The sequence below is a fragment of the Roseinatronobacter sp. genome (genome assembly GCF_051859525.1).
Taxonomy (GTDB): domain Bacteria; phylum Pseudomonadota; class Alphaproteobacteria; order Rhodobacterales; family Rhodobacteraceae; genus Roseinatronobacter.
This window is the reverse complement of the sequence record NZ_JBHYFM010000002.1, coordinates 74574-86705: the sequence shown is the minus strand read 5'-3', so window position 1 is coordinate 86705 and position 12132 is coordinate 74574. Positions and strand designations below refer to the sequence as shown.

Annotated in this window: 13 protein-coding genes; 6 read left to right on the top strand and 7 right to left on the bottom strand. The window is 60.8% G+C overall.

Going from position 1 to position 12132, the window contains the following annotated elements; genetic code table 11:
* Positions 1-6: 6 nt before the first annotated feature.
* The 6 genes from ACTIE1_RS03425 to ACTIE1_RS03400 form a co-directional block, all read right to left on the bottom strand.
* Positions 7-372, bottom strand: coding sequence for a Fur family transcriptional regulator (locus ACTIE1_RS03425; RefSeq protein WP_439561883.1), 366 nt, complete (start codon positions 370-372; stop codon positions 7-9).
* 107 nt (positions 373-479) lie between these two features.
* The gene (locus tag ACTIE1_RS03420) at positions 480-1361 is read right to left on the bottom strand and encodes a dimethyl sulfoxide reductase anchor subunit family protein (RefSeq protein ID WP_439561687.1); all 882 of its coding nucleotides are present in this window, start codon (positions 1359-1361) and stop codon (positions 480-482) included.
* Between the two features lies 1 nt (position 1362).
* A complete protein-coding gene (locus ACTIE1_RS03415; protein WP_439561686.1) occupies positions 1363-2112 on the bottom strand; it encodes a 4Fe-4S dicluster domain-containing protein in 750 nt (249 codons plus the stop codon).
* Between the two features lie 76 nt (positions 2113-2188).
* Positions 2189-5011, bottom strand: a complete 2823-nt coding sequence (locus tag ACTIE1_RS03410) for a molybdopterin-dependent oxidoreductase (protein ID WP_439561685.1) — start codon at positions 5009-5011, stop codon at positions 2189-2191.
* Between the two features lie 111 nt (positions 5012-5122).
* Positions 5123-5797, bottom strand: coding sequence for an NUDIX hydrolase (locus ACTIE1_RS03405; protein ID WP_439561684.1), 675 nt, complete (start codon positions 5795-5797; stop codon positions 5123-5125).
* Positions 5781-6185, bottom strand: a complete 405-nt coding sequence (locus ACTIE1_RS03400; protein WP_439561683.1) for a DUF983 domain-containing protein — start codon at positions 6183-6185, stop codon at positions 5781-5783. Before ACTIE1_RS03400 ends, ACTIE1_RS03405 begins: the two co-directional genes overlap by 17 nt.
* A 185-nt stretch (positions 6186-6370) precedes the next feature.
* On the opposite strand from ACTIE1_RS03400, the gene ACTIE1_RS03395 reads away from it, so the two are divergent.
* Genes ACTIE1_RS03395 through ACTIE1_RS03380 form a run of 4 tightly spaced genes read left to right on the top strand, consistent with a single transcriptional unit; the run spans position 6371 to position 8405 of the window.
* Positions 6371-6886 (top strand): hypothetical protein, encoded by a 516-nt coding sequence (locus tag ACTIE1_RS03395; protein WP_439561682.1) that lies wholly within the window; start codon positions 6371-6373, stop codon positions 6884-6886.
* Positions 6887-6946: 60 nt separating this feature from the next.
* Complete coding sequence (locus ACTIE1_RS03390) at positions 6947-7528, top strand: RNA polymerase sigma factor (RefSeq protein ID WP_439561681.1); 582 nt, start codon at positions 6947-6949, stop codon at positions 7526-7528.
* Positions 7518-7919: a hypothetical protein gene (locus ACTIE1_RS03385; RefSeq protein ID WP_439561680.1), complete on the top strand. Its 402-nt coding sequence runs from the start codon at positions 7518-7520 to the stop codon at positions 7917-7919. Before ACTIE1_RS03390 ends, ACTIE1_RS03385 begins: the two co-directional genes overlap by 11 nt.
* Before the next feature lie 3 nt (positions 7920-7922).
* The gene (locus tag ACTIE1_RS03380; RefSeq protein WP_439561679.1) at positions 7923-8405 is read left to right on the top strand and encodes a periplasmic heavy metal sensor; all 483 of its coding nucleotides are present in this window, start codon (positions 7923-7925) and stop codon (positions 8403-8405) included.
* Positions 8406-8419: 14 nt separating this feature from the next.
* On the opposite strand, the gene ACTIE1_RS03375 is transcribed toward ACTIE1_RS03380, so the two are convergent.
* Complete coding sequence (locus tag ACTIE1_RS03375; RefSeq protein ID WP_439561678.1) at positions 8420-9817, bottom strand: diguanylate cyclase; 1398 nt, start codon at positions 9815-9817, stop codon at positions 8420-8422.
* Positions 9818-9912: 95 nt separating this feature from the next.
* Here ACTIE1_RS03375 and ACTIE1_RS03370 point away from each other — a divergent pair, with 95 nt between their 5' ends.
* On the top strand, positions 9913-10206 hold the full coding sequence (locus ACTIE1_RS03370) for a DUF3572 family protein (protein ID WP_439561677.1): 294 nt from the start codon (positions 9913-9915) through the stop codon (positions 10204-10206).
* Positions 10207-10307: 101 nt separating this feature from the next.
* Positions 10308-12089 (top strand): aspartate--tRNA ligase, encoded by a 1782-nt coding sequence (gene aspS / locus ACTIE1_RS03365; RefSeq protein WP_439561676.1) that lies wholly within the window; start codon positions 10308-10310, stop codon positions 12087-12089.
* Positions 12090-12132 lie beyond the last annotated feature (43 nt).

Genomic DNA, 12132 nt, shown 5'->3' with positions numbered 1-12132 from the left:
GATGCGCTATTGCTTAAGTTTGCGGCCCAGCAATTCCAGCCGGTGACCGTGCAAATGGTACCCCAGCCTGCGGGCAATCTTTTCCTGCAATGCCTCGATCTCGGGGTCGCAAAACTCGATCACCTCGCCGGTGTCCATGTCTATCAGGTGGTCATGGTGGTCGCGCTGGCTGTCCTCGAACCGGGCGCGGCCGTCACCGAATTCAAGCCGGTCCAGAATGCCCATTTCCTGAAGCAGCTTTACCGTGCGATAGACGGTCGCCAGTGAAATCCGGGAATCCAGCGCATTGGCGCGCGCATGCAATTCCTCGACATCGGGGTGATCCGATGCCTGCTCGATGACATGCGCAATCGTGCGGCGCTGGTCGGTCATGCGCAGCCCCTGCGCTTCCAGTCGGTCAAGGATTGTCTTGCTCACGCGTGTTGTCCTGCTTCACTCGGTTACCAGAGTTTAGCCGCAAGCGGTCGCGCTGAAAACCGTCAATCCTGCCCGCGACTGCCGTAATACAGTCCGACGACATGTTCTGCCTGCGCAAAAAACAGCCAGCGTTGAACAAACATTCCGGCGGTATGGGCCAGAAGGGCCAACGCAAGCGATATGTAGCTGACGGGCAGGATCAACAGCAAGGCGGGCAAAAACGCGCCCAAGCCAAGCGCGATCAGACGCAACTTGCGGGCATGCTTGCGGCCCACCACATAGACCATTTCGCGCAGCAGATAGTTCTGGCCGGAATGTGGCGGTTCCAGCAATCGCACGCGCCCCACGCTGCCCAAACCCGTTGCCGTGCCGGTATCGGTGCCTGATGCGCGAAACTGCCGGTCCCCCGCGACCCAATGAAAGACGACTGCAAACGCCAGCGCAAGCATGGCCCATAATGCGATTGTTGCCAGCCCCGCAAGCAATGCCCCGCCCCCCAGCGCGGCAAGCAGGAACACCGGAGGGGTGCTGGCGTGGTGCCAGCGCGGGACCGCCTTGATCTGGGCATAGATCATTGCCGTTGCAAAAATCGTGGCCAAGGCCAGCATGGCCCCGATCCACCCCAGCACCGGTAGTGGTGTGCCCCAGAAGGCTGATGCGGCGGCATGCGGGGCAAGGGCCAGCAACGTGGCCACAGACAACACCGCTTCGCGCGATAGCCAACTGCTGCGCCATTGCGAAAACGCCTTGAGCGCGCGTTCAGGATGGCCAAGATGAAAGGCTGCGGCAATCAGGCCCGCGCCCGCCAGACCATAGCCAAGGCCGAACAGGATGAACGCCCTTGCCCCCAATGGCGCGGACAGGCCAAGGCCCAACCACACCAGCAGCCCGAAGCCGAGGCCCGAAAGCACGGTGAACAAAATAAGGGACGGGGCCGGATGCATATCAGATCTTTCCCAACGTGCGGTCCAGCCAGCCAAGGAAGCCCGTGGCGGCGGCGGTGTCGGATGTCGTATCGCACAGGCTGGCCAGATCGGGGGCCTGCAAGGTGTCACGCCCGCGCGGTGGCAGGTATTTGTTCACAGGCTTTGTGCCTTGTTCGGGCATAAGGTCGAACCCGCCGCGCAGGGCCACAAGGCGCGACACATCGCTGTCAGGATCGCCCAGATCGCCAAAATGACGCGCGCCTGCGGGGCAGGTGCGCACACAGGCGGGTTCGCGATCTTCCACAGGCAGGTTTTCATTATAGATACGGTCCACGCACAGGGTGCATTTCTTCATGACCTTTGCTGCCCCGTCCATTTCGCGCGCCCCATAAGGGCAGGCCCATGCACACAGCCCGCAACCGATACAATCGGTTTCATTGACCAGCACGATGCCATCCTCAACGCGTTTATAACTGGCGCCTGTGGGGCAGACCGTCACGCAAGGGGCATCATCGCAATGCAGGCAGGATTTGGGGAAATGCACCACCATCGGCGGCGCGGTATCGCGCGCCACCTCGAATGTATGGACACGGTTCAGGAAGGTGCCTTCGGGGGTGGCGCCATATGCGTCCAGATCCGACAGGGGCGCGCCATAGTTTTCGGTGTTCCAGCCCTTGCAGGAGATCACACAGGCATGGCACCCCACACAGGTGTCCAGATCGATGACAAGACCCAGTTTGCGGTCTGTTTGTGCAGGCTGGCCGGTCATCGGGCGCGTCCCTTCTGCGTCGGGCCGTGCCGCAATGTTTTATGAGTATTTTTTGCAAGATGAAGATGCATGAAGATCATTCCTTCACCTGATGGGCCAGATCATGCGGTGCGGCAGGCACGGGCGAGGTTTGCGCCGGATGGGCGGGCGCGCTGTGCACTTGCCCTGCGGGGGCTTTTTCAATGCGTACGCGCAGATCATACCACGCAGCCTGTCCGGTGACGGGGTCGGAATTGGCCCAGCGCAACCCGTCCCCTTTGGGCGGCAGCAATTCATGGATCAGGTGGTTCAGCAGGCTGGATTTTGTGGCTTCCGGTGCGGCGGGGTCCAGCGCCCATGCGCCGCGCCGTTTTGCAACAGCGTTCCAAGTCCAGACCGTATTCGGGTTCAGCGCGTCCATGCGCACCACAGGCAGGGTGATTTGTCCATGGGGCGAGGTGAGCGTGGCCCAGTCACCGGGTTTGAACTGGTGCTGTGCCCAGATTTCGCCCGACACATACAGCGGCGTGGTCCCGTGGATTTGCCGCAACCATGCATTCTGACTGCCCCATGAATGATAATGCGCCATTGGGCGTTGGGTCAGGGCATGCAGGGGGTATTCGGACGGGTCGGTTTCGGTATCGGTGAAGGTCGGATACCACAGGGGCAGCGGGTCCATGGTCCGGATCAGTCGCGCGCGCAGATGGTCGGGGGGCTGGCGGTGGCCATGCCCTTCGGCGGCGAGCTGGAACTTGCGCAGCGGTTCCAGATACAGGTTGAACACATAGGGTTGCGGGCTGTCATACAGCCCGTGCGCCACCGCCCAGTCCTGATAGGCGGCGTTCCATGGCTTGAAAAACTGCGCCTGTGCCGGAATATGCGACGACCAGAAACCGCCATTTTCGATATAGCGTGCGATCTGGTCGGGGTTGGGGCTGCCGCGCCCGTTCCCTGTGCCGTCGTCATTGCGCCAGCCCGCCAGCGGCCCGACACCCGGGCGGCGTTCATGGTGGGTAATGTAATCGGCATAATCGCTGAATTTGGGTGTTCCATCGGGGTTGACCATGCCGGGCAGGTTCAGGCGTGCGCCAAGATCCAGCAACACCGATTGGAACGGGTGCACATTGCGGTCAGGTGCCACCACCGGCCAGCGAATGGAATCGGCCAGCGCGTCCGCTTCGCAGATGGGGCGGTCCAGCAGGCTGATGCAATCATGGCGTTCAAGGTAGGTGGTGTCGGGCAAAACCAGATCCGCGAAGGCCACCATTTCGGAACTGTAGGCATCGGAATAGATGATGCGCGGAATGCGGTAGCTGCCATCAGCGTTCTGATCGGTCAGCATGTCCATGACCGCACTGGTATTCATGGATGAATTCCACGCCATATTCGCCATATACAAGAACAGCGTGTCAATTTCATAGGGATCGCCCGCATGCGCGTTGCTGATGACCATATGCATCAGCCCGTGCGCCGACAGCGGCGCGTCCCATGAAAAGGCCTTGTCGATGCGTCGGGCGCTGCCATCATCATTGATCAGCAGGTGTTCCGGCCCAAGGGGGTAGCCCAGATGCGGGCCGTCCAGTGGCTGGCCGGGTGCGTGGCGGGCATGGGGTCTTGGATGCGCTTCCGGCGGTTTGGGGTAGGGGGGCTTGAAGCGGAACCCGCCCGGCGTTTCCACGCTGCCGATCAGGATTTGCAGCATATGCAGCGCGCGTGCGGTCTGGAACCCGTTGGAATGGGCGGATACGCCACGCATGGCATGCATGGCCACGGGGCGGCCCACCATTGTTTCATGCCGCTGGCCGCGAAAATCGGTCCATGGCTGGTGCAGGGTGATTTCTTCTTCAAAGGCCACGCGCGCAATTTCAGCGGCAATGGCGCGAATGCGGGCGGCGGGAATGCCGCAGCGTCCGGCCACGGCGTCGGGCGCATAGTCGGGCGACAGATACCGGTCTGCCAGATGACGGAACACGGGCAGGTGTTCCACCCCGCCCATGCTGACGCCAGCGGCCAGATCGGGGGCAATGCCCGGTGTGTCCCATGCCAGTGCCTGTCCGGTTTTGCGGTCCCGCACCATGGGCTTGCCGTCGCCATCGCGCAGGAACATGCCCTTTTGTGCGCCATCATGGGCATTTATCAAATAGGGCGCGTTGGTATAGCGGATCAGGTAGTTCAGGTCGATTTTGCCCGCGCGCAGCAGTTCATGCACCAGCGACAGGATGAACAAGCCATCCGTGCCCGGCGTGATGCCGACCCAGTCATCGGCAATGGCATTGTATCCCGACCGTATGGGGTTCACCCCGATCACCCGCGCCCCGCGCGCCTTCAGCTTGCCAAGGCCCATTTTGATGGGGTTGGAATCATGATCCTCGGCCACGCCGAACAGCAAGAACAGTTTGGTGCGGTCCCAGTCGGGTTGTCCGAATTCCCAAAACGACCCGCCCATCGTATAGATGCCTGCCGCCGCCATATTGACCGAACAAAACCCCCCATGTGCGGCCCAGTTGGGCGTGCCGAAGGATTGCGCCCACCAGCCGGTGAAGGATTGCGACTGGTCGCGGCCAGTGAAAAAGGCCAGCTTCTCGGGCGCAGACTCGCGCAGGGGTTTCAGCCAGCTTGTGGCAAGGGCCAGCGCTTCGTCCCATGAAATTTCCTGAAATTCGCCGGAACCACGCGGGCCGACACGTTTCAGCGGCGCGCGCAGACGGGCAGGCGACAGGTGCTGCATGATCCCTGCGCTACCCTTGGCGCATAGCACGCCCTTGTTTACAGGATGGTCGCGGTTCCCTTCGATATAGCTGACCTTGCCTGCCTTCATGTGCACATTGATCCCGCACCGGCACGCGCACATGTAACAGGTGGTTTTGCGCACTTCGTCCGAAGGCTGGGGCGATAGCGACACATCAGGCTGAAGTGGCATTCGGTTCCTCAAGGTTTGTTCCGCAATCCTGACCGGATACGAAACAGTGTCACCCCCAAAGAAGCAATACCAGAACCATTTTGTCCAGAGTGCAGTTTGACCGGAACCGGCCTATGCGATCCGGCGAAAACAGGACATGCCGGTCGAGTTGTCGAAAAAGGGCACGGAACTGGCCATATCCTCGCCTTTGATGCGGGCATGCGCTTCTGCAAGAACCACCTCGGTGATGAAGGGCAGGTTCAGCTTGCGGGCCTGATCGAAAGGCACCCAATGCAGATGGGCCAACTCCTCGCAGGCATGTGAAAAATCATCCGGATCACCCGTGACATTCTCGACATCTGCCAGAAAGAACCGCGCATCGAATCGGCGCGGGCGGCCGGGGGGCGTAATGGCCCGGAAAATATAGTGCAGGCCGGATGCATCCGGCAAAAGCCCCTGTCGCGCAAAAGGCAACCAGTCCGGTGGCGGGTCCGGCCATTGTCCGGGCTGGCCCAGCATCAGACCCGTTTCTTCCCATAATTCACGGATTGCTGCCGCGGCAAGGGCGTTTGCGCCGGGCGCATCATGGGACAATCGGGCCGCGCATTGTGTGCCCAAAGGGCGGGCCAGCGGTATATCGGCATCGGTGGGGTCAACCGCACCACCGGGGAAAACGAACTTGTCTGGCATGAACGCGGCCTTCGCGCCGCGCTGTCCCATCAGGACATGTGGTCCGTCAGGTCCGGATCGCACCAGCAGGACCGTCGATGCATGGCGGATTGCGGTTTTGTCAACGGTTTCGTTCATCCACTCCCCCGAAGCCGTGCATACGGCGCGACCATTGGATGGCCACGATCATGCCCTTGAACCGCGGAAGAAGGAATAGCGAAAGCAGGATCAACAACAGTGAAAATGCCGTGAACAGAAGCACAGGGTTCGGGTCCCAACGGAACATGACCGCAACCATGGCAGGCGTCACGACCTTCAATGTGACCAGCATGGTCAGATAGGCGGGCCCGTCATCCGCACGCTGGTGGGACAAATCCTCGCCGCAGGCGGGACAGGTATCGCGCACTTTCAGATATCCGCGCAGCAACGGCGCAGCCCCGCAAGCAGGACATTTGCACCGCAAGCCGCGCATGATTGCCGGTGACAGCGGTCTGTCGTCTATGTCGTCCGTTTGCGTTGCGTGCATGTTCTGGCCTTTCGCGTGTAGAGTGTCCACATAGGGGATCGTCGCATAAATTGCATCAGGGATTAAAGTTTTGCGTCACGATGTCGCAACAAATTGCCATGTTGCGCGACGGAATGTCAGCGATGGGCCGTTTTCAGGACATCAAGCGGCAAAACGTGCCGCATGCGAACCGAAAGGATTGACCCATGAAGACACCTCTTATGTTTATTATCGGCATCTCTGCGTTCGGGCTTGGCAGCATGCCTGCCGATGCGCGCACTGCCGAACGCCCGTCCTTGCCCGGATTTGAACAGCTGGACCGCGACCAAAGCGGGACCATTACACTGGAAGATTTCCAGACCCATTTGCAGACCATGCGTTCCGAGCGGCAGGATCAGGTCGTTGACAAACTGATGGAGCATGCCAATGCAGACGGCATGCTGGACGCGGATGCGCTGCGCGCCGGACTGGACGCGCTGGCCGAAGACCGCCGCGCCGCTATGTCGGGCCATCGCAGGGCACAAGGTGCAAGTGCGCGCGGCCAGCGCGCGGAATTCGGGCAGCGCATGTTCGACCGGATTGACGCCAATGATGACGGCGTTGTCGATGCACAGGAATACGAGGCATTCATGGACCGTATGCAAACGCGCATGACGCGGCATGAAGACCGTCGTCAGGGTGGTCGCTGGGGGGATCGCCCGAAAAATCGCGCACAGGACTGACAGAAGCCGTCCGTTGTGCATTACTGACAGCGGGGGCGGAACTGCCGGACAGGGAAACGCATGGTGCCACGCGATATGGATGCGGCCAATCACGATGCCGAACTGCTTGTGCAATTTGCGCAAGGTGACAGGCTGGCCGCACAGACCCTGACCGACAGGCTGGCCCCGCGCATTCTGCGGTTCGCAGCGCGCATGCTGAATGACCGGACCGAGGCCGAGGACGTCACGCAAGACGCGATGCTGCGCCTGTGGCGTATCGCGCCTGACTGGCAGGATACGGGAATTCCACCTGCCGCATGGCTGTTTCGGGTGGCGGCAAATCTGTGCACCGACCGGTTGCGCCGCCGCCGGTCCGGTCCGGCGGACATGCCGGACCTGCCGGATGATGCACCGGCTGTAGATGCGCAGATGATGCAAACCAAACGCGCCGCAGCCTTGCAGGACGCGCTTGCACTTCTGCCCGAGCGGCAGCGTCAGGCCGTTATCCTGCGGCATCTGGAAGGGCTGTCAAATCCGGATATCGCGGCCATAATGATGATCGGTGTCGAAGCTGTCGAAAGCCTGACAGCGCGCGGCAAGCGCAACCTGACCGCGCTTTTGTCAGGGCAACGGGAAATTCTGGGGTATGAAGATGAGCACTGACAAGCACCTGAATACTGGTTCCGACCCGCTGGACGTATTTTTTGACGCCGCGCGTGATCAGGCCCCTGTTCTGTCCCCCGATTTGCGGGCGCGCATTCTGGCAGATGCCGCCGGTGCCGCGCAGAAAGCAGCCGCGCCGGGAAATTCTGCACCTGTGCGATCCGGTCGTGCCCTTGCGCACAGGGTCGGGCGCTGGTTCGGCGGCTGGGCGGCCCCGTCGCTTGCGGGCGGGATTACTGCGGCGGCGGCGGGGTTCTGGTTCGGGGTGGCGGCCCCGTTGCCTGTGGCCGCACTGGATGCGCCGCTGTTGTTGCAAGACGCGCTATTTTATTTTGACGTGATCAGCACCCCGCTTGTCGGGTTGGACGATCCGCTTTTGTGGGGGTTTTAAGCTATGATGGAACAGTCGACGCAGACGCACCGCATGCCGCGCTGGGGCAAGATTGTCCTGACGTTGTCGATAATTCTGAATCTGGCATTTATCGGGTTGATTGGCGGGATCGCGGCGCGTGCCGGCCTGAATGGAACGCCCTTGCGTGCTGCGGTTTCAGCCCTTCCGTCTGATGACCAGCGCGCCTTTCGTCGCGACACAAGGCAGGCGTGGCGTGAAAACCGCCAGCAACCGCGCGGCCCCATGGTCACCGAACAGATGATCGAAAGCCTGCAAGCCGAAGATTTTGACGCCGAGCAGTTTAGCGCCGCGCTGAACGAGGCGCAGCAACATCTGATCAATATGGGCGAACGGATGCAGACACGCCTTGTCGCGCGGGTTGCTGCCATGACACCGCAGGAACGTCAGGCCTATGCGGCGGATTTGCAACAGCGGTTGCAGGACAGACGCAGGCCGGATTGGTGGCGCGGGCGCACACAGGAGTAACGCGTGCCGCATCGTCAGGCCGCCGCAATCTGACCCGTTACCACCCGATTGCGCCCGCCATCCTTCGCGGCGCGCAGCGCATCATCTGCCCGACCGACAATGGTTTTTGCAAAATCCGACATCCCCCCCTGAAACCCGGCATGCTGCACGGCAACGCCAATCGACACAGAGAGTTGAAGCGCTTCGCTACTGCCCGCAATCGCATAACCATGTTCACGCACCGCCTTGCACAGCCGCAGTGCCACACGTCGCGCCGCCATCAGGTCGGCGCCGGGCATAACCACGACAAATTCCTCGCCGCCATAGCGCGCCAGTATGTCGGTATTTCGCAGGCTGGCGCGCAGGCGGCGCGCCACTTCTGTCAGCACGTCATCGCCGACATTGTGGCCAAACCGGTCATTCACCGCCTTGAAGTGGTCCAGATCGATCACCAGAACAGCGCAATGTGACAGGCTGCCTGATTGCAGGTTCACCGCGATTTCTGACATGCGTGCGCCCAGATAGCGCCGGTTGAACAAACCCGTTAGCGGGTCGCGGACCGCCTGATCCAGTTGCGTTTCAAAGGCGCGCTGCATGGCGTCACGCTGTAACTTCTGATGCAGTATTTTGGTCAGGCGCAGCTGTGCTTCTTGCACGTCCAGCGGCAGGTACAGCACTTCCCTTGCGCCCAGATCAAGGGCCATTGCGCCCAGCAATTCCTGTTTCTGCGCCAGCATAATGCACAGTTCCGCACCGCGCGACTGGTTGCGCGACAGCAGGTCGGGGATAATTTGCAGACCGCGTTGGGTAATCACATCGGGTGTCACCAGAAACAGGTCGGGCCGCATGGTTTCCGCATTCAGCCGCAATGCCTGCTGCAGGCTCAGGCAGGTGCAGCGCATGTCGGGCATAACCTCTCGCAGGTCGGCGCAGGTGCCGGTATGTGTGGCCCCGCAATCGCAAATCACGATGATGTTGCCTTGCGGGGTGAAACAGCTTGCCTGTTCCGCCATGCCCGCAACAGCAGGCATTGCGGTTGGCAGGGTGTTCGGGGCGCGCTGGTCGCGTGCCCGCAAAAGGCTTCGGATCCGCCCCATAAGATAGGATTCGTCCAACGGCTTGGACAAGAAATCATCCGCCCCGACCTGTAATGCGGTCAGCCGCTGCTGACGGTCGGCGGTTGCGGAAAACAGTAGTATCGGAATATTGCGCGTCACCGGATTGGCGCGCAGCGCCTTGCATATGTCGATGCCGTCAATGTCGGGCAGGCGGTAATCCAGCAAGATAAGATCAGGCATTTCCCCCTGCGCCATGGAAAGTGCCTTTTCACCGCAGTCAGCCATCAGGCAATCATAGCAAGCCGCCTGCAATTTGGCGCGCAGGATGGTCCGGTTAATTGAAAGATCATCGACAATAAGTATGCGTCCTGACATAGGTGATGCCTTATACATGGTTAATCACATGCTACGCCGCATTCGTTAACAAACCCTTTAAGCCCTTGACCCCATGCCGCTACAGGATTGCCTGCATGAACCAAAATGCCGCAGAAAACATAGCCCTTGATGCCTTCGTGTGGCTGTGCGCCGAGGAGGATTTGCTGCCCGTTTTCCTGAATGCCAGCGGCGCATCCGTGGATGACCTGCGCGCGGCGCTGTCCACGGCGCAGGGGGCGGACCCGGCCCTTCTGGGGGCGGCGCTGGATTTCATCTTGATGCGTGATGAAACGGTCATCGCGTGCTGCGCGGCGCTGAAATTGCAAAACGACCGGCTGGCACAGGCGCAGGCCGTGCTTGCGGGGACTGCGGGAATGCATTGGACATGACGCATGAATAAGCCTTATTCGCCGACTTGCCCTTGACTTCCGGCCCGCCAGATTGTGTATCGCGCGACAAGCCTGCACCTATGAAATCAAGGGAACAGCCCATGCACGCCTATCGCAGCCATACCTGCGCAGACCTGACCGCCGCCCATGTGGGTGAAACCGTGCGCCTGTCCGGCTGGGTGCATCGCATCCGCGACCATGGCGGGGTTCTGTTTATCGACCTGCGCGACCATTTCGGCATAACCCAGGTTCTGGCCGACAGCGACAGCCCGGCATTTGCCGATATCGAGAAGTTGCGCGCCGAATTTTGCATCCGCATTGAAGGCACGGTCAAGGCGCGCGACGCATCGCTGGTCAATACCAAACTGAAAACCGGCGAGATTGAAGTCTATGCCCGCGCGATGGATATTCTGGGTGCGGCTGATGATTTGCCGCTGCCCGTTTTTGGCGAACCCGACTATCCGGAAGAAACGCGCCTGTCCTACCGGTTTCTGGACCTGCGCCGTGACAATCTGCACGCCAATATGATGCTGCGGTCCAATGTGGTGCGGTCCATGCGGCAACGCATGTGGAACACCGGCTTTACCGAATTCCAGACGCCCATCATCACGGCATCAAGCCCCGAAGGCGCGCGCGATTTTCTGGTGCCCTCGCGTCTGCATCCGGGCAAGTTTTATGCCCTGCCCCAAGCACCCCAGCAGTTCAAGCAGCTGATCATGGTGTCGGGGTTCGACAAGTATTTCCAGATTGCGCCGTGTTTCCGCGATGAAGACCCCCGCGCCGACCGCTCGCCTACCGATTTCTACCAGCTTGATGTCGAAATGAGCTTTGTTGAACAGGAAGACGTGTTTTCCACGGTCGGCCCCGTCCTGCAGGGCGTGTTCGAGGAATTTGCAGGCGGCAAGACGGTTGACCCCGCTGCCGACTGGCCGCGCATTCCCTATGCCGAATCGCTGTTGAAATACGGCACCGACAAGCCCGATCTGCGCAACCCGATTGAAATGCAGGTGGTCAGCGACCATTTCCGCGGGTCCGGTTTTGCGATATTTGCGAAACTGCTGGAAAATGAAGGCACCGAGATTCGCGCCATTCCCGCGCCGACTGGCGGGTCGCGCAAGTTCTGCGACCGGATGAACAGTTTCGCGCAGGCGCAGGGGCTGCCGGGGATGGGGTATATTTTCTGGCGTGCCGGCGATGACGGGCTGGAAGCCGCTGGCCCCTTGGCCAAAAACATCGGTCCCGAACGCACCGAAGCGATCCGCGCCCAGCTTGGTCTGGGGGAGGGGGACGCCGCGTTTTTCCTTGGCGGCAAACCTGCGCAGTTCGAGGGCGTGGCCGCGAAAGCGCGCGACGAGATTGGCCGCGAATTGAAGCTGGTGGATGAAAACCGCTTCGCCTTTGCCTGGATCGTCGATTTCCCGATGTATGAAGCGGATGCGGAAACCGGCAAGATCGATTTCAGCCATAACCCGTTTTCCATGCCCCAAGGCGGGATGGCCGCGCTGGACGGTGACCCGCTGCAGGTTCTGGGCTACCAGTATGATCTGGCCTGCAATGGCTATGAACTGCTGTCGGGTGCTATCCGGAACCACAAGCCGGAAATCATGTATCGCGCGTTTGAAATCGCGGGCTATCCGAATTCCGAAGTGGACAAACGATTCGGCGGCATGGTCAAGGCGTTCAAATTCGGCGCGCCCCCCCATGGTGGCTGCGCGGCGGGCATTGACCGGATTGTCATGCTGCTGGCGAATGAGCAGAATATCCGGCAGGTCATCATGTTCCCGATGAACCAGCGCGCCGAGGATCTGTTGCTGCACGCCCCGTCCGACCCCAGCAATGAACAGTTGCGCGATCTGGGGTTGCGTCTGGCCCCGAAATCCTGAACCGCACGCGGGGTGTGTGATCGTTGATCATGCACCCCGTTTG

What these genes read in the sequence shown, in the direction of transcription:
- aspS (WP_439561676.1), top strand. Translation starts at nt 10,308, where the DNA reads ATGCACGCCTATCGCAGCCATACCTGCGCAGACCTGACCGCCGCCCAT.
- ACTIE1_RS03405 (WP_439561684.1), bottom strand. Translation starts at nt 5,797, where the DNA reads ATGAACGAAACCGTTGACAAAACCGCAATCCGCCATGCATCGACGGTC.
- ACTIE1_RS03380 (WP_439561679.1), top strand. Translation starts at nt 7,923, where the DNA reads ATGATGGAACAGTCGACGCAGACGCACCGCATGCCGCGCTGGGGCAAG.
- ACTIE1_RS03370 (WP_439561677.1), top strand. Translation starts at nt 9,913, where the DNA reads ATGAACCAAAATGCCGCAGAAAACATAGCCCTTGATGCCTTCGTGTGG.
- ACTIE1_RS03375 (WP_439561678.1), bottom strand. Translation starts at nt 9,817, where the DNA reads ATGTCAGGACGCATACTTATTGTCGATGATCTTTCAATTAACCGGACC.
- ACTIE1_RS03390 (WP_439561681.1), top strand. Translation starts at nt 6,947, where the DNA reads ATGGTGCCACGCGATATGGATGCGGCCAATCACGATGCCGAACTGCTT.
- ACTIE1_RS03385 (WP_439561680.1), top strand. Translation starts at nt 7,518, where the DNA reads ATGAGCACTGACAAGCACCTGAATACTGGTTCCGACCCGCTGGACGTA.
- ACTIE1_RS03415 (WP_439561686.1), bottom strand. Translation starts at nt 2,112, where the DNA reads ATGACCGGCCAGCCTGCACAAACAGACCGCAAACTGGGTCTTGTCATC.
- ACTIE1_RS03420 (WP_439561687.1), bottom strand. Translation starts at nt 1,361, where the DNA reads ATGCATCCGGCCCCGTCCCTTATTTTGTTCACCGTGCTTTCGGGCCTC.
- ACTIE1_RS03400 (WP_439561683.1), bottom strand. Translation starts at nt 6,185, where the DNA reads ATGCACGCAACGCAAACGGACGACATAGACGACAGACCGCTGTCACCG.
- ACTIE1_RS03425 (WP_439561883.1), bottom strand. Translation starts at nt 372, where the DNA reads ATGACCGACCAGCGCCGCACGATTGCGCATGTCATCGAGCAGGCATCG.
- ACTIE1_RS03395 (WP_439561682.1), top strand. Translation starts at nt 6,371, where the DNA reads ATGAAGACACCTCTTATGTTTATTATCGGCATCTCTGCGTTCGGGCTT.
- ACTIE1_RS03410 (WP_439561685.1), bottom strand. Translation starts at nt 5,011, where the DNA reads ATGCCACTTCAGCCTGATGTGTCGCTATCGCCCCAGCCTTCGGACGAA.